General features: G+C 59.3%; 22 protein-coding genes and 1 pseudogene. 11 read left to right on the top strand and 12 right to left on the bottom strand.

Annotated elements, in window-relative coordinates:
• Positions 1-79 precede the first annotated feature (79 nt).
• The 4 genes from J1G33_RS01770 to J1G33_RS01755 all read right to left on the bottom strand — a co-directional run bounded on the left by J1G33_RS01770 (position 80) and on the right by J1G33_RS01755 (position 2,606).
• Positions 80-352 carry a GIY-YIG nuclease family protein gene (locus J1G33_RS01770; RefSeq protein ID WP_032877650.1) on the bottom strand — a complete coding sequence of 91 codons (273 nt, stop codon included), beginning with the start codon at positions 350-352 and terminating at the stop codon, positions 80-82.
• A gap of 37 nt (positions 353-389) precedes the next feature.
• Entirely contained in the window at positions 390-860 is a 471-nt protein-coding gene (locus J1G33_RS01765) for a nuclear transport factor 2 family protein (protein ID WP_148853401.1), read from the bottom strand.
• 91 nt (positions 861-951) lie between these two features.
• Positions 952-1,587 (bottom strand): response regulator transcription factor, encoded by a 636-nt coding sequence (locus J1G33_RS01760; RefSeq protein ID WP_032877653.1) that lies wholly within the window; start codon positions 1,585-1,587, stop codon positions 952-954.
• Between the two features lie 200 nt (positions 1,588-1,787).
• The gene (locus J1G33_RS01755; protein ID WP_103733365.1) at positions 1,788-2,606 is read right to left on the bottom strand and encodes a response regulator; all 819 of its coding nucleotides are present in this window, start codon (positions 2,604-2,606) and stop codon (positions 1,788-1,790) included.
• 383 nt (positions 2,607-2,989) lie between these two features.
• Here J1G33_RS01755 and J1G33_RS01750 point away from each other — a divergent pair, with 383 nt between their 5' ends.
• The 9 genes from J1G33_RS01750 to J1G33_RS01710 all read left to right on the top strand — a co-directional run bounded on the left by J1G33_RS01750 (position 2,990) and on the right by J1G33_RS01710 (position 11,337).
• Complete coding sequence (locus J1G33_RS01750; protein WP_032877655.1) at positions 2,990-3,613, top strand: DUF1120 domain-containing protein; 624 nt, start codon at positions 2,990-2,992, stop codon at positions 3,611-3,613.
• Positions 3,614-3,628: 15 nt separating this feature from the next.
• Positions 3,629-4,246: a DUF1120 domain-containing protein gene (locus J1G33_RS01745; RefSeq protein ID WP_032877656.1), complete on the top strand. Its 618-nt coding sequence runs from the start codon at positions 3,629-3,631 to the stop codon at positions 4,244-4,246.
• Between the two features lie 33 nt (positions 4,247-4,279).
• Complete coding sequence (locus J1G33_RS01740; protein WP_032877657.1) at positions 4,280-4,900, top strand: DUF1120 domain-containing protein; 621 nt, start codon at positions 4,280-4,282, stop codon at positions 4,898-4,900.
• Positions 4,901-4,915: 15 nt separating this feature from the next.
• Positions 4,916-5,536 carry a DUF1120 domain-containing protein gene (locus J1G33_RS01735; protein WP_032877658.1) on the top strand — a complete coding sequence of 207 codons (621 nt, stop codon included), beginning with the start codon at positions 4,916-4,918 and terminating at the stop codon, positions 5,534-5,536.
• A 3-nt stretch (positions 5,537-5,539) separates the two neighbouring features.
• Complete coding sequence (locus J1G33_RS01730) at positions 5,540-6,223, top strand: DUF1120 domain-containing protein (protein WP_223017612.1); 684 nt, start codon at positions 5,540-5,542, stop codon at positions 6,221-6,223.
• A gap of 32 nt (positions 6,224-6,255) precedes the next feature.
• Positions 6,256-6,960, top strand: a complete 705-nt coding sequence (locus tag J1G33_RS01725; RefSeq protein WP_032877660.1) for a fimbria/pilus chaperone family protein — start codon at positions 6,256-6,258, stop codon at positions 6,958-6,960.
• Positions 6,961-7,080: 120 nt separating this feature from the next.
• Complete coding sequence (locus tag J1G33_RS01720) at positions 7,081-9,516, top strand: fimbria/pilus outer membrane usher protein (RefSeq protein WP_223017611.1); 2,436 nt, start codon at positions 7,081-7,083, stop codon at positions 9,514-9,516.
• Positions 9,517-9,527: 11 nt separating this feature from the next.
• A complete protein-coding gene (locus tag J1G33_RS01715; protein ID WP_177327400.1) occupies positions 9,528-10,667 on the top strand; it encodes a DUF1120 domain-containing protein in 1,140 nt (379 codons plus the stop codon).
• Between the two features lie 25 nt (positions 10,668-10,692).
• Positions 10,693-11,337: a DUF1120 domain-containing protein gene (locus J1G33_RS01710; RefSeq protein WP_223017610.1), complete on the top strand. Its 645-nt coding sequence runs from the start codon at positions 10,693-10,695 to the stop codon at positions 11,335-11,337.
• Here the strand turns inward: J1G33_RS01710 and J1G33_RS01705 are convergent.
• The 6 genes and pseudogenes from J1G33_RS01705 to J1G33_RS01680 form a co-directional block, all read right to left on the bottom strand.
• Positions 11,334-12,599 (bottom strand): CynX/NimT family MFS transporter, encoded by a 1,266-nt coding sequence (locus J1G33_RS01705; protein ID WP_148853487.1) that lies wholly within the window; start codon positions 12,597-12,599, stop codon positions 11,334-11,336. The two genes, J1G33_RS01710 and J1G33_RS01705, sit on opposite strands and share 4 nt — an antisense overlap.
• Positions 12,589-12,744, bottom strand: a pseudogene (locus J1G33_RS01700) (GntR family transcriptional regulator); the annotation flags it as partial. The gene J1G33_RS01705 and the pseudogene J1G33_RS01700, both read right to left, overlap by 11 nt.
• Before the next feature lie 185 nt (positions 12,745-12,929).
• Entirely contained in the window at positions 12,930-13,694 is a 765-nt protein-coding gene (locus tag J1G33_RS01695) for an amino acid ABC transporter ATP-binding protein (RefSeq protein WP_005785051.1), read from the bottom strand.
• Between the two features lie 11 nt (positions 13,695-13,705).
• Positions 13,706-14,803, bottom strand: a complete 1,098-nt coding sequence (locus tag J1G33_RS01690) for an amino acid ABC transporter permease (protein WP_223017609.1) — start codon at positions 14,801-14,803, stop codon at positions 13,706-13,708.
• A gap of 10 nt (positions 14,804-14,813) precedes the next feature.
• Positions 14,814-15,995: an amino acid ABC transporter permease gene (locus J1G33_RS01685; RefSeq protein WP_032877668.1), complete on the bottom strand. Its 1,182-nt coding sequence runs from the start codon at positions 15,993-15,995 to the stop codon at positions 14,814-14,816.
• A 72-nt stretch (positions 15,996-16,067) separates the two neighbouring features.
• Positions 16,068-17,099, bottom strand: a complete 1,032-nt coding sequence (locus J1G33_RS01680; protein WP_032877669.1) for an amino acid ABC transporter substrate-binding protein — start codon at positions 17,097-17,099, stop codon at positions 16,068-16,070.
• Between the two features lie 346 nt (positions 17,100-17,445).
• On the opposite strand from J1G33_RS01680, the gene J1G33_RS01675 reads away from it, so the two are divergent.
• Positions 17,446-18,102 carry an alpha/beta hydrolase gene (locus J1G33_RS01675; RefSeq protein WP_032877671.1) on the top strand — a complete coding sequence of 219 codons (657 nt, stop codon included), beginning with the start codon at positions 17,446-17,448 and terminating at the stop codon, positions 18,100-18,102.
• Positions 18,103-18,197: 95 nt separating this feature from the next.
• Positions 18,198-19,664 carry an ATP-dependent RNA helicase RhlB gene (gene rhlB / locus J1G33_RS01670; RefSeq protein ID WP_078820335.1) on the top strand — a complete coding sequence of 489 codons (1,467 nt, stop codon included), beginning with the start codon at positions 18,198-18,200 and terminating at the stop codon, positions 19,662-19,664.
• A 65-nt stretch (positions 19,665-19,729) separates the two neighbouring features.
• Here the strand turns inward: rhlB and J1G33_RS01665 are convergent, their stop codons facing one another.
• Together J1G33_RS01665 and J1G33_RS01660 are read right to left on the bottom strand one after the other, a co-directional pair.
• A complete protein-coding gene (locus J1G33_RS01665) occupies positions 19,730-24,460 on the bottom strand; it encodes an RHS repeat-associated core domain-containing protein (RefSeq protein ID WP_223017608.1) in 4,731 nt (1,576 codons plus the stop codon).
• Positions 24,461-24,495: 35 nt separating this feature from the next.
• Positions 24,496-26,511 (bottom strand): hypothetical protein, encoded by a 2,016-nt coding sequence (locus tag J1G33_RS01660; RefSeq protein ID WP_223017607.1) that lies wholly within the window; start codon positions 26,509-26,511, stop codon positions 24,496-24,498.
• Positions 26,512-26,584 lie beyond the last annotated feature (73 nt).

The following is a 26,584-nucleotide window of genomic DNA, read 5'->3' as shown; positions in this document are numbered from 1 at the left end:
AATGCGAATAGATCGCAGTTTCATGCACTACACGGATGGGCCGGGGATTTACCTCACATGAATCAGTAAATAATTTCGATCATTGCTTGCCACTCGTCGCGAGACACTCCTTGGCACTCTTCTTCAGCTTCTTGATCAGCCGCTCCTGGCGCAACGCCTCACCCTTGCTCGCGCATTGTTCGGTGTACACCAACGCCACCGCCGGGCTGGACAAGAAAAACCGCGCGCCCTTGCCGCTTTGGTGGCAGGCAAAGCGGCGCACCGGGTCATTGCTGATGCCGCAATACAACGAGCCATTGGCGGCACGCACCAGGTAGACGAACCAGGGTTTGGGTTCTACAGGATCAGTCACAGGGCAATTTCGGCAAACCAGAGGAGCGCCAATCTTATCAACGACCGGCCTGGAATGCCTTCAAGCCTTTAAGCGCCTGGGCCCGCACCGCATTTTTCAGCGCCGGCGACCAGCCCAACAGCAGCCCTTTCAAGCCCAGCGCCTGGCGCGACCATCGCCACAGGTCGAAGTGATCGTGGTGCTCGCAGATCTTGCCGTCGCGAAACACAAAGCGCGCACCGATGTCGTTAACCACCGTATTGCCCGTGGCACTGAACAGGTACGTCGCCACCCAGTGCGCGCTGCCTGTGCTGTCATCACTGCGCACGTGGTCGAAGGTCAGGGAGAAATCCTTTGCCCGCGTGGTGAGCATTCGCCACATATCCCCCGCGTCGCGCCCGCGCAACTCGCCGAAGGCCGGGTCGCTGAACACCACGTCTTCGGTGTAGCAGGCGGCCATGGCTTCGGCATCCAGGCGCTGGAAGGCATTGTAGAACGCGGTGATCAGGGCGTTATGGGCATCACTCATGGGCAGGCTCCGCAGGTTTCGAAAGAATAAGCGCACGATAGGCTGCCCACACCGCGCTGGCTACTGACATTCGCCAGGCAAATGCAGGAGCCTACGGCACCATCCCAGTGCTGCGAGCGTAGGCGAACAGGTCTACATCGGTTGAGATACTCAGCCGCTGCATAGCCGTGCTTTTCTGCTTACTGATGGTAGAGATACTGCGGTTGACCTGTGCCGCAATCTGGCTGACGGTCATGCCGCTGGCCAACATGCGCACCACCTCGCGCTCCTTGCAGGACAATTGCGGCACCTGGGACTGATCGCCCGTACCCGCCTCTACCATTTGCATCCGCAGGGATTCACTGGCGAACGTCTGGCCGGCACACACAGCCTTGATCGCCTGGGGCAGCTCCTTGGCCGAAGCACTTTTGGCCACCACGGCCTTGGCACCATGGGCGAAGGAAGCACGCAGGGTGGCGACGCTGGCGAACATGGTCACCAGAATCACCGGCAACTGCGGATATTGGCGGTGCAACAGGCTCAACAGCCCGTAGCCGTCGGCCTGCTGGCCGCCTGGCATGGCAAAGTCTGTGACGAGCACGTCACACGGGGTTGTCCTCAACAGTTCGAGCAACTGATCGGGGCCGTCGGCTTCCGCGACCACTTTGCACCGGCCATGCGCCTCAATCACGACTTTCTGCCCGATACGCACAATAGGGTGATCGTCAGCAATAATTACTCGAAGCATAGATTCCCACGAATGATGGCAAACTGAATCCGCGCAAAATACCCCCGCTGGCGCTCATCAACAACCGCTAACAAAGTGCTGCTGGCAGCCACGCTCAATGTTCAGTAGCTCACACTTTTTTGCCTACAAAACAATAAGAAAATACCTACAGCAAAGACAAGATCAACGGATTGCAAAACGCTCTGCGCCAACACTACCTCTCAGACTTCAGAGAGGTACTCGAGATAGACGAACAAGCGCGCCAGGAACAACTCCAATTGCACCTTGTGCGCAGCAACACCCTGGGACTGGACCTGTTCGATCAGCTTCACGGCGCTGGCTTCAAGGCCAGTACCGCCCAAAAACACCAGGCTGCCCACCAATCGATGGAGGCGCTCAGCCGTCAGTGACGAGTTCAACGTCAAGCAGGCATGGCGCAACACGCGGTGGTCTTCCCAAGCCTCGAACAACAGGGTTTCCAACAATTGATCGACGATACGCTCGCTGCCAAACATGGCGACCAACGTGGCACGGGTTGGCCAGCCGGCGAGCGGCGCAACAGCCTTCTGGACGACATACGCGTCATCCACGCCCGGCAGCCAGCGTGCCAAAACGGCGTGCAGCTGTTCAAGGGTCAATGGCTTGAGCAGCCAGGCATCCATACCGGCGTCGCGGCAACGCTGGGGGCTGTCGTTTTGCAGGTTGGCGGTCAAGGCAATGATCGGCACTCGCCTCTGCCCGTTGTCGCACTCATGCTGGCGAATAGCGCGAGCCATGCTGTAGCCGTCCATGAACGGCATCTGGCAATCACTGATCACCAAGTCGAAGGGCCGGCTGGCAAAGGCCGCCAGCCCGACGTACCCATCGTCGGCCAATTCGTATCCCAACCCCAGTTTCTGCAGCAAACAACCCAGCAACAGGCGGTAGGCTGAATGGTCTTCCACCACCAGCACGCTCAACTGCTGCCAATGAAGCGGGGGGGCACCTTGCGGCTTCAATTTGCGGTTCGCTCCTGCTGTTGAACCTACCAGCGAACCCATCAGTACCTCTATCGTGACTATTGATCCGGCAGTAATCTCCGGCACTGGTGCAATAGCCCTCGAGACCTCTCATGTAGCAAATACCCATTCAGGGGGGTATCTATAATCTTTTGAGTCAGACCGAGTCGATACAACAACTACGAAAAGCACCACCGCCCCCCTCTCCCGGCACGTCCTTCGCCCCCCCCGCCAATGTCGTATTAGTTGTATTTCCCCCGCGCGCCCCCCTCGCTAGATTGTGCCCACCCCAAAGAGGGACGACTTGCCACTCCCCGGCAAGCGCAAAAAAATCGAGATCGCCTCCAGGCAACCACCCGCCCACACACGACCGGGCGTTGCCCTGGCGTGCCTCAATCTGCCAGCTTGTAATGGAACAATTTGAAATGAAGACCTCTGTATCCCTACTGAGCAGTGCCCTGCTGCTCGCTATAACGTCATCCGCTTTCGCCGCCAGCAGCGTCGACCTGACTGTCAAAGGGTTGATCACGCCCAGCGCCTGCACACCCAACCTGCCGGGTGACGTCGATCTTGGAAAAATCGCCGCAAAAGATCTGAATCAAGACAGCTATACGCCGCTTGAGAAAAAGACCCTGCAACTGAGCGTCAATTGCGACGCGGCGACGCTGTTTGCAATCCATCCCGTCGACAATCGAGCCGGTTCCGCCGCGTCCGGCTTCGCCTTTGGCCTGGGCTTGATCAACGAAACCCAGAAGCTCGGCCTGTATCAGTTGACGTTCAGCAACCCCGTCACTGAAACACCATCCACCCTGATTGCAATGTACAACTCCGAGGGCCGATGGACAGACCTCCTTACGGATGAGGCCATTGCCCCCAACGATCTGGTGGCGCTGGGCAGCCGCGGTGAGAACGGTTGGGCCCCCCACCCGATCAAAGACGCGCTCATGGATATGACGCTGCACACCTTGATTGCACCTGCAAGAAACCTGACCTTGACTAGCGAAGTGGCAATCGACGGCTCCGCGACCTTTGAAGTGAAGTACCTGTAAATGGACGTTTCCCAGATGAAACCCCGCCTGCCCCTGTTGAGCGGCGCGCTGTTGCTCACCATGACGTCATCCGCTTTCGCTGCCAGCTCCGTGGACCTGACCGTCAAGGGCTTGATCACACCGAGTGCCTGCACCCCGAACCTGCCAGGGGCTGTGGACTATGGAAAAGTCGCAGCAAAAGATCTGAACCTCGACAGCCATACCTGGCTTGAGGACCAGACATTACAACTGAGCGTGAATTGCGAGGCGGCGACGCTGTTTGCCATCAAGCCCATCGACAACCGAGCCGGCTCCTCAACGTTTGGCGCCTACGGCCTGGGTGTAGCCAACGGCACAGAAAAGCTCGGCGGGTACCAACTGATGTTCAGTAACCCCGTCGCCGAAACACCTTCGACCTTGCTCTACCAGTACGAACAGCGCCCCTGGGCGCCGCTCTATCCGGAGGACCCGCTGCAAGACGATATGTTGGTGGCCCTGGGCAGCCGTGCCGATTCCGGCTGGGCCCCGCACCCCGTGCAGAACGCGCTCATGGACATCACCGTGCGCACTGCCATTGCACCCGCCAACGGCTTGAGCCTGGCCAACGAAGTGGCGCTGGACGGCTCCGCAACTTTTGAAGTTCTGTACCTGTAACCCATCATCTTCGTACTAAGGAAGGTTCAAACGATGACTTACTTAAGAGCCACGCCCCTGGCCGTCCTATTGTTGACCATCTCGCCTCTCACACTGGCCGCCAGCAGCCTGGACCTCACCGTCAAAGGCATCATCACGCCAAGCGCCTGCGCGCCAGAGGTCTCCGGCGGTGGCAATGTCGACTTCGGCAAGGTGTCGGTCAAGGATCTCAATAGCGACACCTACACCGACCTGCCCCGAGAAACCATGCTCTTGAGCGTGCATTGCGAAGGGCCGACGTTTTTTACCCTGAACACCATCGACAACCGCGCCGGCACCACCGCCAGCCACTTCAGCTGGCACGGCCTGGGCATGACCCCCAACGATGAAAAAGTCGGTGATGCCGGGCTTGGCCTCTACCAGCCGGTGGCCGACGACGTGCCGGTACGCACCATCGTCTCAAGGGATGGCGGCGCAACCTGGATGCCCTCCGTGATGCTCAGCCACACCGTGCTGACAGCGGTCGCCAACAACGACGGCGTGGTACCGATTGCGATCCAGAAGCTGGAGGCCGAGATCCGCCTGATCACTCACATCGCGCCCGCCAGCAACCTGACACTGACCGACGATGTGCCTATCGACGGTCACGCCACCGTGCAAGTCAATTACCTCTAAGGATAAGGAGACCCGATGAATATTCGATTGACCACGCTGGCCGCCAGCGTACTTCTGCTCAACTCAGCCACTGCCTTCGCTGCCTCCAGCGTCGACCTGACCGTCAAGGGGCTGATCGTGCCCAGCGCCTGTATACCCAGCCTGTCCGGTGGAGGTGTGATCGACCATGGCAAGATTTCCGCTAAAGATCTGAAACCTGACAACCCGACAGTCATTGGCAACCATACCCTGATCCTGGCCGTCAATTGCGATGCGCCGATCCAATTCGCCCTGCACTCGATCGATAACCGTGCATCCTCAGGTATCTCTTCGAGTTACGGCCTGGGCTTTATCAATGACACCCAGAAGCTGGGGGGATACAGCCTCACGCTTGCCAATCCACTGGCCGAGGATGGTGTAGTGGTGCAACCCATTGCATCGTCCGACCAAGGTAATACCTGGTTCAAAGAAAAGTTCTGGGATCCGGGCCTGTACATGTCGATCGCCGCAATGGATGACGACAGCCAGCCGCTACCTGTCAAAGACCTGCTGGTCGATCTGCAAGTGCAGACCTTCATCATGAGCACTGCCGGCATGGACCTCAGCAATGAGGTGACCATCGACGGCTCCGCCACCCTTGAAGTGAAGTACCTGTAACCCATGGCCGCCCACCCCTCGAACGCCGGCAGGCATGGGCTGCGCCTGGCGTTGCGCGTGCTCACGGCATGGGGGCGAAACGTGGCCATCGTGCTTGGCCTGGCCGCGATGACCGATACCCACGCAGCCTCGACCGTCGACCTCACGGTGACCGGCCGGGTGACACCGGATGCCTGCCACATCGAGCTGATGAATGACGGCATCATCGAGCATGACAAGATCCCCGCACATAGCCTCAACGTAGACGAGTTCACCGTGCTGCCCAGCCAGCTACTCGAACTGCATGTGCTCTGCGCCAGGCCCATGCTGTTTGCCTTGGTAGGCATCGACAATCGCGCCGACTCCTCGCTGGCCCCCGACTTTTTCTACGGACTGGGCAGAAACATCCACGCCCCCGAGGAGCGTCTCGGCTCCGTAGCGTTGTCCTATCGCAACGTAGTGGGCGATGCGCAGCCCATGCAGGTATTGGCCTCCACCAACAACGGGGAAACCTGGTCACCGGACCCCAACGCCTATCCAAGATCCTATATGGCCTTTGCACTGCTGGGCGACCGTCAACCGGACTTCATCAGCCAACTGACCGCGGAGCTTCAGGTGGTCACCGCCATCAATTTTTCGCAGTACCTGACGCTGGACCAGGAAGTCCCCCTCGACGGCTCCATCGTCCTGGATTTGCGTTACCTCTGACCGATACCTTTTGGCCTAATGGAAAACCCGTCATGACGACGACATTCTCAAACACCGCTGTCGGCCTTATCGCCCTGCTGCTGATACTCGGCAATCAAGTCAAAGCCGACGGGATGGTACCGGACACCTCCGTGGTGATCGTGTTCGAAGCCGAAGGCGAAGCGGCAGTGTCGGTGACCAACACCGACAGCCAACTCGCGCTGCTGCATGTGACCTTGCAGGATATTCCGGAAGACACCGAGCCGCTGCTGGTGGTGACACCGCCGCTGTCACGGGTCGAGGCGTCTAAATCCCAGTTGGTGCGCTTCATCCTGCAAAACCGGAAGCCGTTGCTCACCCAACGGCTTAAACGCGCAGTGTTCGAAGGCATGCCCCAAGGCCGTGCCGCGACCGCCGCCGGGCATGCCCGCGTGGGCGTGACCGTGCGCCAGAACTTGCCGGTGATCGTGCATCCCAGAGGCCTTGCCCCCAACCGCACGCCTTGGACCGACCTGACCTGGACCTTGCGCGACGGCCAGTTGCAAGTACGTAACGACACGCCCTATGTAGTGCGCCTGGCGCAGGAACTGCTGCTGTTGCCCGGCAACGGCAGGGCGATGCTGCCGCGCACTTACGTGCTGCCCGGCGAAGCCTTGAGCGTGCCGGCCAGCGGCGGGCAGGCCAACACGGTCAGGTTGCAGCCGGCCACTGTGTACGGCTTTGCGGTGAAAGCCTACGACGCACCGATCACCCTCTGACTGAAAACCGCAGGCGTCGCACCCCTGACCGCCGCCTGAATAACGAAGTGACGGCTCATTGACCGTCACCAGAACGCCTGGGCACACGGGGCCCGCGCGTTCACTACTCGAGTACCTTGCGTGAAAACAGTATTGAGTTACCGTGACGGCGAAGCCGTGCCCGACATCCCTGCCAACTCGACCTTGCCGCTGGTGTTGCTGCTGTGCGCGCTGATGCCCGCCAAGGCATGGGCCGAAAACTCCAGCGCCTCCAGCTTCGACGCCCAGACCTTGCATCAACGCGGCATTGATCCACAGCTGGCCAGCCTGCTGCTGGCAGCACCGCGCTTCGCCACCGGGCAACACACGGTCAATCTGCGGGTCAATGGTCAGCGACGCGGCCGGCTGGATGTGACCTTCGATCAGCAAGGCAACCCGTGCTTCGACCGCGAATTGCTGGACGCCGCCAACCTGGTGATCCCGAATGAAACGGCAGGTTGTCACGATTTTCTTGCGCAATATCCGCAAACCCTGGTTGAACCGGACCCGGCGACGCTGACGGTGTCACTGGTGGTACCCACCGAGGCGCTGCGCCCCATACAGCAGGATATCTCGGGGTACGAAACCGGCGGGTTTGCCGGGCTGCTCAACTACGACCTCAGTGGTTTCTACAACCGCTTCGGCGATGACACCAGCCGCTTTGGCTCGGCCAACACCGAGGTGGGGTTCAATGCCGGCGATTGGATCGTGCGCAGTCGCCAAGTACAGACCTGGCAGGATGGCCTGTCACGCAGCACCCACTTGCAAGCCTATGCCCAGCGCACCTTCGCCAGCCACCAGGCGGTGCTGCAGGCTGGGCAAATCAACCTGTATAACCCGGTACTGTCCGGCGCGCAGATTACCGGGGTGCAGGTGCTTACCGAGCAAGCCCTTCAAGAACAGGGCCAGGGTGCGCTGATCCAGGGCATTGCCAACAGCCCTGCCCAGGTGGAGGTACGACAGAACGGTGCGTTGATTCACTCCACCGTCGTGCCCGCAGGCCCCTTTACCCTGCCAGATGTACGTCGCTTGAATACGCGCTCGGACGTCGAGGTCACGGTCAAGGAAAGCGCCGGGGGTGAGCGGCGCTTCACCGTACCGGCGGCCATGCTCGGCCTTGGGTTGCCCGCACCGGGTTACTCCGTGGCCGCGGGCCGGGTGCGGAATGTGGGCGACGCCAAAGGCGAGGATCCGTGGGTGGTCAGTGGCGGCTGGACCGGTGCGCTGCACCCGCAGTTGACCTTGGGCACTGGTGTACTGGCAGCCAGCGAATACCGCTCGGTGGGCGCCAGCCTGGGCTGGTTGCCGTGGGTGGACAGCCAGATCCAACTGTCCACACAGCTGTCCAACACCCTGGCGTGGGAAAAGGTTTCAGGCGTACAGACCGACCTTTCCTGGTCCCAGCGCCTGGGCGAGCAGTGGTCGATCAGCGCCGCCAATTCCTGGCGCAGCATCGGCTATCGCGAACTCGAAGAAAGCACGTATGAGCGTGATGACAGCAACCGCGACGCCCGTTATCGCGACCAACAAAGCCTCAACCTGGGCTGGTCGCATCCGCTGCTGGGTGCGTTCAGCGCCGGGGTTGCGCGCTCGGCCAACTTCGCTGGCGACAGCAGCAGCCGTGCGCTGGCCTCTTGGGGCACGAGCATCGGCGCTGTGTCACTGTCGGCCAGTGCCGAGTGGCAAATGGGCGGTAGCCAGCAACAGGACAACGCGGTGTACCTCAATATCAGCGTGCCGTTGGGCGAAAGTCGCCGGCTACGTAGCTGGGTGCGCAATTCCGGCGGTGAGAACCGCACCGGCCTGGGCCTCACCGAACAGATCGACGACCAACTCAGCTATCGCGTCAGCGCCGAACACGACAGCAGCGACCATCAAGTGGAAACCACGCTGGGCGTCTCGGTACTGCCGCGTTACAGCCAGCTCGATTTCAGCTACAGCCGCGCTGATGCCGAACGCTCCAGTTATCAAGGCGGCGCTCGCGGCGGTGTGGTGATACATGGCGACGGCGTGACTTTTTCACCCTACCCGGCGCGCGACACCTTTGCCCTGGTGTCGGTCGGCGATATGAGTGGCATCAAGCTAAGTACCCCCAGCGGCGCGGTGTGGACCGACTGGCAAGGCCAGGCCGTGGTGCCGCAAGTCGCCGCCTACGGGCGCAGCCCAGTGGAAGTGCAGACACGTTCACTGCCGCGCAATGCCGACATCAACAATGGCCTGGCGATGATCTCGGCCGGACGCGGCGCCGTTGACCGAGTCGAATTTGGCATCAGCTTGACCCGTCGCATATTGCTCACCGTCAGCACCGACCAGGGTACACCTCTGCCTGCCGGAGCCTCAGTCAGCAGCGCCAGCGGCGAGTTCGTCACCTTGGTGCAGGACGCCAGCCAGGTGTTTCTACCCAACGTGCTGGACCAATCGACGCTGTGGATAACCACACCCGATGGCGGTCGATGCGAATTGCGTTACTCCCTGCCGGAAAAAGCCGACCCCACGGTGTACTTCGAAACTGCTCCCGCGCGTTGCCACGCGCCTTGAGGATCCCCGTCATGCCCTTCGCAACGTGTATGCGCCAACTGTGCCTGTGGTTATTGATCGGCGGGGCCGGCACCGCCCACGCCTTGGAAGAATGCCAACTGAATGTCAGCGAATCCCTGATCGATTTCGGCTTGATGAGCCGCCTGGCACAAAGCGACAGTGCGCTGGAGCGCTTGCTTGGCGAGCGGCGCCTGAGCGTGACCATCAACTGTCCGCAAGCGCAAGATTTAAGCCTGTTCTATCGCGCACTGGCCGCTAGCCCGCAGCGCCTGCAATTTACCCCGCATGGCAGCTATGCCATCGAAGCCGGCAACGCCGTGCTCGATGGTCGCGCCGTAGAGTTGGGGCTGCTACCTGCTGCGGGCCAGGCGCCCGTGGCCAATGGCGCGGTGCTGGAATGGCGTTCCGGCCATGGCATCGCGCCGGTCGCACACGGTGCGGTGCTCAGGGGCAACACCCTGTCGTTGCAACTGACGCTGCGCGCCTGGGCCGACCCCGCTGCCACTCAAGTGCGCGACAACACCACCTGGGAAGTTTCCGGGATGTTGTACAGCGCACAAAACGGACGCTACCGGGAACTGACCGTGCGCGCGCACTTTGCGCCCATCGCCTGCCTGCCGACATTATCCGACCAGGGCGTAGTGGACTACGGCACCCTGTATGCCAAAGACCTAAATGCCACCACTGAAACACCGCTGCCCATTCGCACACTGCGCCTGAGTGTGACCTGCGATGCGCCGATCCGCTTTGCTCTGCGCATGAAAGACAACCGCGACGGTTCGGCCACGGGCGGTACCGATGAAACCGCTTATGGATTGGACCTGGATGCCAGTCGCAACAAAATCGGGCGATTTTACCTGACTATCGACCCGGCCGAATTCAGCGCCGACACCTTGCCCGCGCTGTACCGCACCGACTCCACCAGCAACGGCGTGGCGTGGAGCAGTTCCACCGCGCGGCAAATCCCCATGGCCGCCAACAGCCTGCTGGGGTTTACCGACACGACGGGCGTCACCACCGGCCCGGTGGCCATCCAGACCCTGACCGGCACGATGCGTCTCAAGTCTTACCTTGCCCCCATGCAAAGCCTGGATCTTCGCGAGGTGGTGCATATCAATGGTTCCGGCACTATCGAAATCGTCTACCCCTGACCCGTCACTGTGAGGAACTCGTCCCGTGAAAACCCGCCTCTTTACCAGTCTGTTGCTGTTGACCAGCACGCCCTCTGTGCTAGCCGCTTCGGCGGTGGACCTGAGTGTCAAAGGCTTGATCACTCCCTCCGCCTGCTTGCCGCAGTTCCCCGGCGGCGCCCTGATTGACTACGGCAAGATTGCCCAACAGGACTTGCACCTGGCGACCGCCACGCGCCTGCCCGTCAAGACCCTGACCGTCGGCATCGCCTGCACGGGCACGGTTCGCTTTGCCCTGCGCATGCGCGACAACCGCGACGGCTCGGCCATGGTCGACAGCGAGATTTACTACGGCCTGGGGTTCGATATCAGCGGCAATCGCCTGGGGGTCTACTCCATGACCTTCGACCCACGACAGACCCAGGCCGGCAACATTGCGCAGATCTACGGCACCGAGTCCACTACCGGGGGACTGGCGTGGCGCACGTCCAACCTCAACCCCATCGACATCGGCTCCAGGAGCTACCTGGGCTTTACCGATGTGGAGGGCAGTGTCAGCGGGCCCGCGGCCATCGGTTTAATGCTGAGCACCGTCACCGTGCAGACGGTGATCAATGCTCGACAAAACCTGGACCTGAGCGTGGACACCCCGCTCGATGGTTCGGCCACTCTGGAAGTGGTTTACCTCTAGAGCTTCTCGCTGGTGACCTGTACGTAGCGCGCACGACCGGCGCCCAGACCCGCGACAATCGCGCCCAGGCCGATCACCGCAAAGATCCAGCCGATAGCCGCCCAGCCGCCGGTCCAGTCATGCACCAGGCCAACCGCAAACGGGCCCATTGACGCCAGGGTGTAACCGATACCCTGGGCCATGCTCGACAGGTTGGCGGCGACGTGAGCGTCACGCGAGCGCAGCACGATCAAAGTCAGCGCCAGGCTGAAGGTGCCGCCCTGCCCCAGGCCGAGCAGAATTGCCCAGCCCCATAAACCGTCCAGCGGCGCATACAGGCAACCGAACAGGCCACCGAGGGTCAGCAGCATCACCACCACAATCGCCAGGCGCTGGTCCTTGCCTCGGGTGGCCAACCACGGTGCGGCCAGGGAACTGAGCAGTTGCACGATGATGGAGCCTGAGAGCGCCAACCCGGCTTCGGTAGCACTCAGGCCACGTCCGATCAGGATTGACGGCAACCAGCCAAACACAATGTAGGCCAGGGACGATTGCAGGCCCATGTACAAAGTCACCTGCCAGGCGAGCGGGTCACGCAGCAAGCCTCTGACCCGGTAAGCCACCTGATGGGCACCGTGCTTTTGCCCCACTTGCGGCAACCAGAACAAGGCCGCCAGCAACGCCGGAATAACCCAAAAACCCAGACCGATGGCCCAGCTGTCTGCGAAATATTGGCTCAGGGGCACCGTGGCTCCCGCAGCCAACGCAGCCCCTAGACACAACGCCATGGTGTAGACGCCGGTCATGGCGCCCGCCTGCCTGGCAAAATCGCGCTTGACGATGCCCGGCAGCAACACGCCAATGATGCCGATACTCGCACCGGCAATCAGGCTGCCGGCGAACAGCCCCACTTCACCGAACGAACTGCGCAGGATAATCCCCGCGGCCAGGGTCAGCAGAATGCCCAGCACCACGCGCTCGGCGCCAAAACGTCTGGCCAGGATCGGCGCAGTGGGCGCGAACAGGCCCAGGCACAAGACCGGCAAAGTGGTCAGCAACCCGGCCTTGGCCGCAGATAACCCAAGGCTGCTGGAGACTTCAGCCAGCAGTGGCGACATGCTCGACAGCGCCGGCCGCAGGTTCAACGCCACCAGTACCAGGCCCAGCAGCAGGAGCCACGGGCGAACCACCCGCGGATGGGCCTGCTGAACGGCCTCGTCATCGGCTTCGGCGTCGATCAACAGTTCTTCGAGTTCAGTCGTACGTTTGGCTTCAAGGTTCATTGATCAACTGCCGGCAGAGGGATTTGGCACGTTCGGGGTCTTGATTTTCTACCGCGTCGAGCAAGGCGATATGCAGGTCGAATACAGCCTGGCGATGCGGTGAGATGTTCAGGGCCTGACGTAACTGGGCGCCGACGAGGCTATTCGCAGTTGCCTGCAAAGGCAACGCACCAGAGTGCCTGGGTAGCAAAAGAAGCAGCAGAGTGGCTATGCCAAGGTATTTGCGCGGTCTCACTCATATCGTCAACACGAAGCCAGAGGCGCTCGCGGCTCCCTGGCCGACAAACAATAAACCCGGCACCAGGCCGGGTTTATGTGTTCAACCATCGATCAATGCAGTATCTGGCTCAAGAACAACTTGGTCCGGTCATTCTGCGGGTTGTCGAAGAAGTCATTCGGCGCCGCCTGCTCCACAATCTCGCCCTTGTCCATGAAGATCACGCGGTTGGCCACGGTGCGCGCAAAGCCCATTTCGTGAGTCACGCACAACATGGTCATGCCGTCTTCGGCCAGGCCAATCATGGTGTCCAGAACCTCTTTCACCATTTCCGGGTCGAGTGCCGAGGTCGGCTCGTCGAACAGCATGATTTTCGGTTTCATGCACAAGGCACGGGCGATGGCCACACGCTGTTGCTGGCCGCCGGACAGTTGCCCCGGAAACTTGTGGGCCTGCTCTGGAATGCGTACACGTTCAAGGTAGTGCATGGCAATTTCCTCGGCCTTGCGCTTGGGCATCTTGCGCACCCACATCGGCGCCAGCGTGCAGTTTTGCAGGATGGTCAGGTGTGGGAACAGATTGAAGTGCTGGAACACCATGCCCACTTCACGGCGGATCGCTTCGATCTGCTTGAGGTCGTTGGTCAACTCCACGCCATCGACCACGATGCGGCCTTGCTGGTGCTCTTCCAGGCGGTTGAGGCAGCGAATGGTGGTGGACTTGCCCGAGCCCGACGGCCCGCACAGCACAATGCGCTCGCCCTGCTTGACGTTGAGGTTGATGTCTTTCAACACGTGGAACTGGCCGTACCACTTGTTGACGCCCTGCATCTGAATAATGCCTTCAGGGCTCACCGGCTGTTTGATTGCTTGGCTCATTAAAACAACTCCTAACGCTTGTGGCCGGTGTCGAGCTTGCGTTCCAGATGCATGGAATAGCGCGACATACCAAAACAGAAAATCCAGAACACCAGGGCGGCAAACACGTAGCCTTCAGTGGCCATGCCCAGCCATTTGGGGTCGGCGGCGGCTTGCTTGACGCTGTTGAGCAGGTCGAACAGGCCGATGATGATCACAAGGCTGGTGTCCTTGAACAGTGCGATGAACGTATTGACGATGCCCGGTATCACCATCTTCAAGGCTTGCGGCAAGATCACCAGGCCCATGCTGCGCCAGTAACCCAGGCCCATCGCCGCAGCCGCTTCGTATTGCCCCTTGGGGATCGCCTGCAAGCCACCGCGCACCACTTCAGCCACATAGGCCGACTGAAACAGAATCACGCCGATCAGGGCACGCAACAGCTTGTCGAAGTTCATGCCCTCGGGCAGAAACAACGGCAACATCACCGATGACATGAACAGCACCGTGATCAACGGCACGCCGCGCCAGAACTCGATGAAGGTCACGCAAACCACCCGGATCGCCGGCATGTTCGAGCGCCGCCCCAACGCCAGCACAATGCCCAACGGCAAGGCGCCGGCGGTGCCCACCGTGGCGATCACCAGGGTCAGCATCAAGCCGCCCCATTGGCTGGTCGCCACGTTGCTCAGCCCGAACACGCCGCCATGCAGCAAGCAGTAGGCAATGATCGGGTACAGCAGCAAAAAGCCCAGGCCGTAGATCGCCTTGCGTGGAAAACGCGAGATGAACAACGGCGCCACGCCAACGATGGCCAGCCATACCGTCATGTCCACGCGCCAGCGCAGGTCGATGGGGTAATAGCCATACATGAACTGCCCGAAGCGCTGCTGGATGAACACCCAGCAGGCGCCCTCTTTGGTGCAATCGGCGCGCGTGGTGCCGACCCAGTTGGCGTCCAGAATCGCCCAATGCAGGATCGGCGGCACCACCAGGTACACCAGGTAGATCGCCAGCAAAGTCAGCAGCGTGTTAAGCCAGCTTGAGAACAGATTGGCGCGCATCCAGGCCGCCGGCCCGAAGACTTTGTCCGGGGGTGGCATATCAGGTTTGAACGTATGCGTAGTCATGGGCGTTTCCTCACCGCTCGATCAGCGCAATGCGCTTGTTGTACCAGTTCATCAGCAGGGAAATGCTGATGCTGATCGCCAGGTACACGCTCATGGTGATGGCAATGACTTCGATGGCCTGGCCGGTCTGATTGAGCACCGTGCCGGCAAACAGCGAAACCATTTCCGGATAACCGATACCAGCGGCCAACGAGGAGTTTTTCGCCAGGTTCAGGTATTGGCTGGTCAACGGGGGAATGATCACGCGCAAGGCTTGCGGGATGATGACCTTGCGTAGCGTAGGCCCCGGGCGCAGGCCCAGCGAGCGTGCCGCTTCAGTCTGGCCATGGCTGACGGACTTGATGCCCGAACGCACGATCTCCGCAATGAAGGCCGCCGTGTACACGGTCAGGGCCAGGGTCAATGCCAGCAGTTCCGGAATCAGTACCCAGCCGCCGACGAAGTTGAAGCCGGCAAGCCTGGGCATTTCCCAATGCAGCGGTGCGCCGAAGGTCAACCCGCACAACGTCGGGATCACAATCAATAGCGCCAGGCCCGCCCAGAATTTATGGAACGGTACGCCTGTCGCTTCAAAGCGCTTGTTGGCCCAGCGGGTCATCAGCACGATAGCCACGATAGCGACCACCACGCTGGCGACAAACGGCCAGAACCCATCGGCCGCCAGCGCCGCCGGCATGTTCAGGCCGCGGCTGCTGACGAAGAACATGTCACCAAAGTTATGGCTGTTGCGCGGCCCCGGCATGGTCAGGAACACCGCGAAATACCAGAACAGAATCTGCAGCAGCGGCGGAATGTTGCGGAAAACTTCCACATAGACCGTCGCCAGCTTGTTGATCATCCAGTTGGGCGACAGGCGCGCCACGCCGATGATGAAACCGAGCAGGGTTGCCAGCACCACACCAATGACCGTCACCAGCAAGGTATTGAGCAAGCCGATCACAAACACCCGGGCGTAGCTGTCCGATTCGGTGTAGTCGATCAAATGCTGCGCGATGCCAAAGCCGGCACTGCGCTCAAGAAAGTCGAAGCCGGAGGTGATGCCCCGGTGTTGCAGGTTGGTCTGGGTGTTGTGAAACAGGTACCAGCCCAGCGAGACCACCGCCACAATGGTGATGATCTGGAAGAGCCACGCGCGCACTTTGGGATCGCTGAAGCTGAGCTTCTGCTTGGGTGCGCCGATGAGATTTTGCATGGAATGCCCCGCAAGGAATGGAACAGAACATCACCCGGCGGTTGGCCCACCGGGTGATAGAACCATCAGCGATCAGCGCACAGGAGGTGCGTACTGGATACCGCCGTTGTTCCACAGCGCGTTCAGGCCACGGTCGATTTCCAGCGGGGTGCTCTTGCCCAGGTTGCGCTCGAACATTTCGCCGTAGTTACCCACTTGCTTGACGATCTGTACGACCCAATCCTTCTTCACTTTCAGGTCTTTGCCGTATTCGCCGTCGGCACCGAGCAGACGCGCAACGTCGGGGTTCTTGGTGGACTTGGCCTCAGCTTCAACGTTCTTCGACGTCACACCGGCCTCTTCGGCGTTGAGCATGGCGTAGCCCACCCAGCGCACGATGGCCAGCCACTCGTCGTCACCGTTACGCACCACCGGACCCAGTGGCTCCTTGGAAATGGTTTCCGGCAGCACCACATAGTCTTTCGGCGCAGCCAGCTTGCTGCGCTGGGCGAACAGTTGCGACTTGTCGGAAGTCAGCACGTCGCAACGCCCGGATTCCAGCGACTTGGCGCTTTCATCAGACGTGTCGAAGGTGATCGGGGTGTACTTGAGGTTGTTGGCGCGGAAGTAGTCGGAAACGTTCAGCTCAGTGGTAGTACCCGCCTGGATGCAGATGGTTGCACCGTCCAGTTCCTTGGCACTTTTCACGCCGAGCTTGTTGTTGACCAGAAAGCCGATGCCGTCGTAGTAGGTGATGAAGCCCGGGAATTTCAGGCCCATGCCCGCATCGCGGGAACTGGTCATGGTGGTGTTGCGCGACAGGATGTCGACTTCGCCCGATTGCAGCGCGGTGAAACGCTCCTTGGCGTTCAACTGGCTGAACTTGACCTTGGTGGCGTCACCAAAAACCGCAGCGGCCACGGCACGGCAGTAGTCAGCGTCAATCCCGAGGATCTTGCCGCTGGCATCCGGCACCGAGAAACCCGGCAAGCCGTCACTTACGCCGCATTGCACAAAGCCTTTTTTCTGCACGGCATCCAGGGTGGCACCCGCCTGGGCTAAACCACTGACACCCAGTACAGCCGCCGCTGTGACGATGGCCAGGGTGGACTTCAATACCTTCATTACATACCTCCAGTTGCTCTTGTTGTGTCCAAGCTCCAACCTCAGCGCACCCTTATGAGGCGATATCGACCCGTGTTGGCTTTTTTTGGGGTCAAGCAGCATGAGGTTTTTGCGGTAATTCCAGTTGCTTTCCCACCGGCGGCAGTCACTGATAGTGTTACCGCCCTAGGAGAGTTCTGACATCCACCTACACATAGCAAGGCGCGTACCAGAGTGCTGGCCGAGTCGCTGCCCGTCCTGTTCAGTGGTAAAAGATTCAACCTTGCGACATTCTCTTAACAGATCAACCTGTCGCGCACCGTCCCGACGCCCCCAATCCAAGCGTGCGCACATATATGGAGCAGACATGACCGACCCCTTGATTCTTCAGCCCGCCAAGCCCGCAGACGCCTGCGTTATCTGGTTGCATGGCCTGGGTGCCGATCGCTACGACTTCCTGCCGGTGGCCGAGGCGCTGCAGGAAAGCTTGCTGACCACCCGCTTCGTTTTGCCCCAGGCGCCGATGCGCCCGGTGACCATCAACGGCGGTTATGAGATGCCGAGCTGGTACGACATCAAGGCCATGAGCCCGGCACGTTCGATCAGCCTGGAAGAACTGGAAACCTCGGCCAACATGGTCACGGATTTGATCGAGGCACAAAAGAGAACCGGAATAGACGCTTCGCGAATTTTTCTCGCGGGTTTCTCCCAGGGTGGCGCAGTGGTTTTCCACACGGCGTTCAAACACTGGGAAGGTCCATTGGGTGGCGTAATTGCCCTCTCCACGTATGCACCGACCTTTGACGATGAGCTGGAGTTGTCCGCCAGCCAGCAACGCATTCCCGCCCTCTGCCTGCACGGCCAGTACGATGAAGTGGTGCAGAACGCCATGGGTCGTAGCGCCTACGAGCATTTAAAGAGCCGTGGTGTCACCGTGACATGGCAGGAATACCCAATGGGCCACGAAGTGTTACCCGAAGAGATACGCGATATCGGCACCTGGCTGGCTGAGCGCCTGCGCTGAAACCCGCGTTTATGTAGCCGTATGACAGACGCACTACGCCGCGCCCGATTCTTGCATTACACTGGCCGGCGTACATTCCTTAACCAATTAATGAGATGACCGTGCTCAAAGCACTCAAGAAGATGTTCGGCAAAAGCGAGGCTGAGCCGCTCGCGCCTGCTCCCAGTGCTCCTGCCCCGAAGCCCGGCAACCGCAATGACGGTCCACAGCCTGGCCGGACTACGCCTGCCGCCTCACCGAAAAAACCCACGGTGACGCCGCCTGAACAGGTAACGCCTGCCGAGGCCGCCCCAGCACCTGCGGCTAAACCTCGTCGCGAACGCGCGCCCAAGCCGCCGGTGACACCGTGGAAACTCGAAGACTTCGTCGTCGAACCCCAGGAAGGCAAAACCCGCTTCCACGACTTCAAGCTGGCCCCAGAACTGATGCACGCCATCCAGGACCTGGGCTTCCCGTACTGCACGCCGATCCAGGCGCAGGTGCTGGGCTTCACCCTGGCGGGCAAAGACGCCATCGGCCGCGCCCAGACCGGTACCGGCAAGACCGCCGCATTCCTGATCTCGATCATCACCCAGTTGCTGCAGACGCCGCCGCCCAAGGAACGCTACATGGGTGAACCGCGCGCCCTGATCATCGCCCCGACCCGCGAGCTGGTGGTGCAGATCGCCAAGGACGCCGCCGACCTGACCAAGTACACCGGTCTCAACGTGATGACCTTTGTCGGCGGCATGGACTTCGACAAGCAACTCAAGCACCTCGAAGCCCGTCACTGCGACATCCTGGTCGCCACTCCAGGCCGCCTGCTGGACTTCAACCAGCGCGGCGACGTGCATCTGGATATGGTCGAAGTAATGGTGCTGGACGAAGCCGACCGGATGCTCGACATGGGCTTTATCCCGCAAGTGCGCCAGATCATTCGCCAGACTCCGCCGAAAACCGAGCGCCAGACCCTGCTGTTCTCCGCAACCTTCACCGAAGACGTGATGAACCTCGCCAAGCAGTGGACCACCGACCCGTCCATCGTCGAGATCGAGGCGCTGAACGTCGCCAGCGAAAACGTCGAGCAACACATCTACGCCGTGGCCGGTGCCGACAAGTACAAGCTGCTCTACAACCTGGTCAACGACAATGGCTGGGAACGCGTGATGGTCTTTGCCAACCGCAAGGACGAAGTGCGCCGCATCGAAGAACGCCTTGTGCGCGACGGCGTCAATGCTGCGCAACTGTCGGGCGACGTGCCGCAGCACAAGCGCATCAAGACCCTGGAAGGCTTCCGCGAAGGCAAGATCCGCGTGTTGGTGGCTACCGATGTAGCCGGTCGCGGTATTCACATCGACGGCATCAGCCACGTGATCAACTTCACCTTGCCGGAAGTGCCGGACGACTATGTGCACCGCATCGGGCGTACCGGTCGCGCAGGCGCGGCGGGTGTGTCGATCAGCTTTGCCGGGGAGGATGACTCGTATCAGTTGCCGTCAATCGAGACGCTGCTGGGGCGCAAGATCAGCTGTGAGACACCGCCGACGCACTTGCTGCGAGCTGTAGAACGCAAACGGCCGTAAGGTGGAACCAATGCCAGTCATCGAGCCTGACTGGCATTTTTTATGCGCCCACTGTCTTGTCCTGATCAGTCACTATCGCCCAGGTCACTCCAGACAGGCTGACGAATACGCATAGTCTCTTTTCGAAATTCCCCATAGAACTGAAAACTGCTCCCCGGCATGTCTGCCAGCCCCAGGCTTATGGGGCGCGGCTGTGGCTGCTGCTGGCGCTGTGACTGCTCGTCGTCGGCCGATGGCTGAGCTTGCATGCTCTTGATTCGCGCATCCAAGCCACGACCGAAGTTAGTCCATCTGAGTACCGAGCGGGCACCGCCGAAAAGTTGACTGGCAGTGGTTATCTTGGCGGGGACAGCGAGCGAGTAAGACAACCCCGTCGCGTTTTTGCCTGCCGCAACGAGCCCGCTGCCGAGGGGGCTGGAGAAGAATCCAATGGTCTTTTCAGATGACCTGCCCGCTGCGGCTGCAAAAGCTTTAGCCCCCAATGTGACAGAAAGGCCGACACTGGCAACAACGCCAACACTGGAGAACCCGAAAGACGCCCATCCAAGGTTCTTGATGTGCTGCGAACGATCCCACCCCATTTGCTTGTCGACGGCCTCGATACTCAGCCCTGTAATCCCCAGCGTGCCGCCTACCGAGCTAGAGCCCGTAGCGATGACGCCCAGAATATTTGCCGCCTTTACCCCCCCTTTAGCGAGCGCCGCCGCCATCCCGACCACTGCAACCTTGAACGCCACCACCGATAAGGCCAGCGCAACCCCGGTCAGCACCCAAGCCAGCCACTTTGGAAAAAGCCCACTCGGGTCGATGAGGTTGATCGGGTTACCAGCGCAGTAGGCGTAGCTGTTAATCCCACCCTCATCAAAAGGCGCCAATGGATCAGCCGAAAGAAATACCATCAAGCGCGGGTCATAGGCACGCGCGCCCAAATGGTAAAGGCCGACCGCCGCATCCAGACGCTCGCCGTTAAACGCCGGCAGTTGCAGATCCGCCATCGATCGCACATTGCCGTCCTGCGGCACAACCTGGCCCTCGCCATACGGAGCGTAATGACGCTGTACAGGCGCTTGCCCAGGCGCCACCACGCCGCGCACGGTACCGGCACCGTCATTCAGATGCAGCTGCGGCCCCTCGACGCCGCCGGTACGCGCCTGCACTTGGCCCCCGGCATTGAAGTAACGCAGTTTTCTACTGCCCTGCACCAACCTATCCAGATGATCCCCCGCATAGACCATGGCCACCGATGTTTCGTTGTCACGTGTCGCCACGACTTGTCGAGACTCGGCATCGTACTGGTAGCTGCACTGCTGGGAACCTTCCTGCACGCAGGTCAAATGGTCATAGCCGTTATAGGTGTACGTTCGCCCTGCTGGCCCCCCGGTCAAGTTACCCGCCGCATCATAGGTCAGGGCATCATCCTGCAAAGGGTTGGAGTGGGTCACACGGGTCAGGCGCGTGGGGTCTGCGTCGGTGAAAAACCGCTCGCTGATGTCCTGCGTGCCGTCAGCGAAAGTCGTCACGACGCCTGTGATGTTATCCAGGCTGTCGAAGCTGAATTGCTGCCCAACGATGTCGCGCCCCAGCCAATCCCGGGGATGTTCACGCCCCTCGCAGCCATAATCCTTGAGCCGCAGGAAGGCGTCATAGGTAAAGGTCTCCCCCATCACCAATTCAGAGGCTGCGTCACGCACAATGCGACTGGCCAGCAGGCTGTTGGGATGATAAGTGCTGCTCATGACGTGTAGCAGCACGCCATTGTGCAAAAAGCGCCGCTGCGCCTCCCGCCCCAAGGTGTCGTAACTCACCTGTGTGACCACCTCAGTATCGGCGTAGCGAGTGGTCAGTACATCTGGTCGCGCAAACATGTCATAGCGCTGTTCAATGACTACCGTCCCAGCAGTCATCGTGCAAACCCTGCCCAGGGAGTCATATTCAAAGTCGCTACGCTGCCCATCATCCGTGGTGTGTTGCAACATACGCCCGCCGATTGAATAACCATACTGCGTGGTCTGCGGCCTACCGAGGACCGTCTGTATCTCTTTTTCCGGGTAGCCGTTCACATCATGGAATAACTCATGTTTGAGCGCGCCGCTTTCTGAATAGGTCGGCTGACCACTGACCGGATCATGCCGGTACTGCCTATCCGTGTGCCCCGCCATTTTGACCGTGCCTGGTGTGCTCAACTGCTTGTCGTAGGTCCATTGCTGACGGTGCCCACTGCCCGAGACCACGGCGACAGGTTCGGTCCAGTTTGTCTCATAGTGCCAAGTGGTGGCGGGTGCCGTGCCCCTGGACTGAGCAGTCAAACGCCCCAGGCTGTCGTAGGTGCGCGATCCCACCTGCTTGTCATCGATACTGATTGAACTGGGCAGCGACTCGCTGGTTCCATGCGCATAGGCCACCGTGCGCAGCCGCGCAGGGCTGCCATCCGAGGGCGTGTGGAGGGTGGTCAACACGCGGTCGAACAGGTCATAGGTGTAAACGGTGCGATGCTTGTCCACGTCCACCCGTGACAGGCAGCGCCCCAGGCCGTCATAGAGGCATGACTCCACTTCAGTGACCTGCCCCAGGGCGTCCACCCGGTTTACCAGGAACGGCTGATGGTGAGCATTCAGATAGGCTTCCAGGAGCTCGCCGCCCTCGACCCCCGTTACACGCAGGTGCAGCCTTGGGTCATATTCATCGATCGCCACGCTGCCATCGGCACGGCTTACACGGCAGGCGTTGCCCCACGCGTTATAAGCGTAGCCGGTGGTCAATACACGCTCGCCATCCGGCAGATAATCAATATGAGTCCGTTCCACCGTTTGCCCAAGGGCATCGTAGCGCCAGGTCCCGAGGGGCTGCTCCTTTGCGCCATTCTCCAGTAACAATGCCTCGGCAACTGGCCGTCCTGCCCCGTCGAAGTAAGTGACGGTACTGCGGCCTTGCGCATCAGTCATCACCAAATGAGCGCGTTTCCCTGACGCTGCATAGTGATAAACAAAACGACGGCTGGCCTCCTGCGGCTCACCTGGCGAGGCTGTCTGCGCCGTCAATCGTCCTGCGACATCGTACGCGGTGACCAGCGTTGCCCCTCCGTCCCGGCTCATCAACAGTAAGCGCCTGTCGACCAGAGAGTGCGTGCGCACTGACTCCAGCCAGTGGCCCTCACGCCCCAATAGCCGGCGAGTTTCGCTCAGCGTGTCGCCGGTGACGGTGTAATCGTAATTGCTGACTAATTGCAGGCCATCAATGGTAGACGTGGTGCTTTTCAACCGGCCAACCAGCTCGGCTGGCGTGTCGTAGTAGGTTTGCTGTGTGCTGAATACACCAGCCTGAGTGACCGACTCCTGCACGACAAAGTAGCTGCTACCCATATGTGGCACACGGGTATGGGTGTACTCGGTGAGTCGGGCGGCAGGCGTGCCTTCCGCGGGGATAAGGCGCTCTTGCTTGACGTAACGCTGAAACAAATCATGAGGGTCGGCCGGGCATTTACCCGCCTCGCCTTTGATCGGGTAATAGCTGTATTCAATGCGAACCCCGGAAGCCTCAGTACGGCTTAGCTCGTTACCGTAGTCGTCAGTCTCACTCTCGAGCTTGACCACCCGTTCCGCACCACCCGCCACCAACGCGTAACACGTGGTGAGAATTTTTGGCAGCTGGAGGTTGGGAGGCTGGTCCGGGAAGAGCCCTGGGCTCACGTTATATTCAATGGTCCTGGTAGTCAGGGTGCCTTCGCGCAGGACCTGTTCCTCGGCCAGCAGGTGGAATTTGTTGTAGGTGGTACGCGTAACGCTCAGCGGTGCCTCATGGGTTGTGTTATCGATGCGGGTCTCTTCCGTCCAATAGTCATACTTACTGCCTATCAGGTACAGGTTGTCTTCGCCCTCACGAAAACCGCCTGAAAAGGGATAGCCAGTGAAATTCCTGCTTGGGCTGTAACTATAGGTACGTGACATGCCGGGCTGACCGGCAGCGGGTGTATGGACCCAACTGGTGACGCGAGGGATGTATTGACCATTGGCATACTGATGGCCGTTTTCGGCGTAGTTGATCAACTCGTCACCACCCATCGGTGAGCGCACCCGACGGATAGCAATCATACCGTTGCGAAAGGCTTGTCCGTACTCCAATACATAGCCTGCGCCGGGAGGAGATTCGCGACTGTCATAAGGAGCGGTGAAACCGGTCACCCGAGCGTTCGATTGGGTGAAGGTGATACGCGCATAACGTCCTCCGTCGACTCGCGTATCACTACGTACCAAGCGCCCATTGGAATAGGTCAACAACAGCAGCACTTGCTGATCATGATCCAGAATACGTTCAAGAGAACCACCCGGCGCGTACTCCCATTTCAGACGCTCACCGTTTTCAAACTGGATAGCATCAATACGATAGGGCGTGGTGCTGCCCGTACGCTTCAATATCTCGACGGTACCGTCCTTGTAAATCACATGAAGCGTCGTGGCATCGGGCCGCTGGACCACCAGGTCGGCAAGCTTGCGATCCTTGATCACCAGTGTTCCGCCCGCAGAGGGCAGGCTCTGGGTTTTGAATTGCTCGCCGGTAAGCAGCGTGAGCATAGAACGAGCGCTATCAAACTCGGTATTGCTGATCCGCCAGCCAGTCCCATAAACACCCGACTCGATGTTCATCATGGAGAATGACAGCGCGATCGTTCTACTGACCTCCAGCGGGCCTTGCGGGTATAAGGTGGCCAACTGAATTCGACAAAAGTATTGGCCGGTGCGTGGGTCTACTCCAGCGCCAAAACGGGTATCAAAATTGAACGCCTGAGAATAAATATCCATACAGAACCTCATCACCAAACATGAATATCATTCAACTAACCGTCCACCAATTCAAGTTCAAGCCCGTCCCAAAACTTCCGTAATCTAAAAACATGCTCACAGCCATAATTATCCAAAAGGCGCCATTGACTTTCCGTATCACCAGACCCTGGTGATGGCGCCGTCACGCGAGCTACAACAGCACGCATTATGGTAGGCCGCATATTAAACCAAATAACTTTTTCATTCCCATGAGGCGCACCTAGAACAATATCATCGAGCACAACCACCGGACCAATAATATCTTTATTGATCACTACCCCACCTTTATAATAATACCCAGCCCCCATCTTATTAAAATATGATGTCTGAAAATTCAGACCTTCCTTAATAACTGACAATGGCGCATCAAGGCCTTTGTTCACAAGAAAGTGCAATCCTGCTGGTGGAGACCAGTAGTAAACATCAACATCGTAATATTCATCATGATAGGCATCCTTATCATGGTATCTAGTCAGATTCTCTACGCGCAACTGATAAAGCCGTACCGGGCGAACAACCACATACGAGTCAAATGCAACATCACCATCACTGTAGTTAGTCGTGTAAGTCACACCACTTATCTCGATAGACGCCATGAATCTGCGCTCGTCGATGGGCACACTCGGATCCACACGTAAATAGCGATCTACGATCTCGACTTGTCGCTGAGCGTGCCCGGTCACGGCTTCTGGTTTTTGATCCGGCCTTACCTCATCGATACGTGTACGCCAGAGACCCGTATCGTAAATGTTTTTCTCCTTATCACAGCTCCAACCTTCTGGAAGCGGCTCATTGACATTTGGCGAGTAGAGCGTAACGGTCAAGCCATTACGCTCCGCTTCCGAAAGCCTGACAGGCAGCCAATACCCATCGGTTTGTCGCTGTTCAATAGCAACCTCAACAACCACCTTGCATTGATGACGACTATTGGCATAGAGCTCATCGGTAAAAGTCCCGCCACCGGGCAACATGATTTTAAAATGAGTGACCCTCAGCGTCCGAACGATCTCACCGGTCAATTTAAAAAATGGAACGCCAGGCAGGTTCATTGAATCTATCTGTTTCACTAAAAACTTTTGCTCATTGCCATAGTTATCCAATACCCGCCAAAAACTCTTGGTGTCGCGACTCGCAGGCACCAGCGCAGACTTCAACCTGATCGCACGCAGCACAGTCGGTCTTTTGTTAAACGGTATCAAGGGGTTGGGCGATGGCGCAGGAAGCCCTGCATCAATCTCATGCAGATGAAGTGTCGAGTCCAACTCGTCCTTATTTATAAATGTTCCCACCCTACTCGAAGAAGTGTTATCAAGAGGTGAATGCCACGATAAAACGCTCTGAAAATCCTTACCCTCCCCAGGCAAACTCAGCGGACTATCAAAGCCCATGTTTTTTACCACCCACAAGCCGCCTGGAGGTGTCCAGTAGTAAACATCCACCGACGTGCGATAAGGCGGTGCACTGGAGTAGGCAAGATAATCTACATAGAGATCCATATCGTCTGCATCCCAGCTCATGGGACGGACCGGGCTAAGGGTGACAAAAGACTCAAGAGCAGCTTCATCTCTGAAGCTGTAAGTTGTGTAAATACAACTTTCAATCGTCACACACGCCATAAATACTGCTGGCCCGATGGGTGCGCCCGGGTCGCAACGCAAGTAGCGCTTGATAGGAGCTTCTGAGGAACGCTCAACACGCTCTACCAAGTCGTTGATCGGTTCCTGCTGCTGTGATTTGTCCCGCCAAAGTCCAAGAGTGAATTGATTTTTTTCTACATCGCAGCTCCACCCGGGAGCGAGCGTTTGATTGCCATGTTCTGAGCATTCAACAAGGGTGACACTGGCGCGCTCCTCATCAGTTAAGCGCACACGGACCCACTCGTCGCCAGCGCCACTGACTTCTTTAATAACGTCAATGATGACTTCACACTGATGGCGTCCGTTGGCATAGAGCCCATTCGCCGCCTCCGTATTGGCAGGACGACTGATGCTGAACCTCGACAAACGGCACTTGCTTGGTTGCGCGACCATGTCCCACCCCTTCATTAAGTTAGCCCTGATACCATCAGAACCTGCAGAGGGGGGGCGAAACAACTGTCAGATC

This window comes from Pseudomonas sp. P867 (assembly GCF_019891455.1).
Taxonomy (GTDB): domain Bacteria; phylum Pseudomonadota; class Gammaproteobacteria; order Pseudomonadales; family Pseudomonadaceae; genus Aquipseudomonas; species Aquipseudomonas synxantha_A.
Note: the sequence above shows the minus strand (reverse complement) of the source record. Positions and strands in the feature narration are given on the sequence as shown.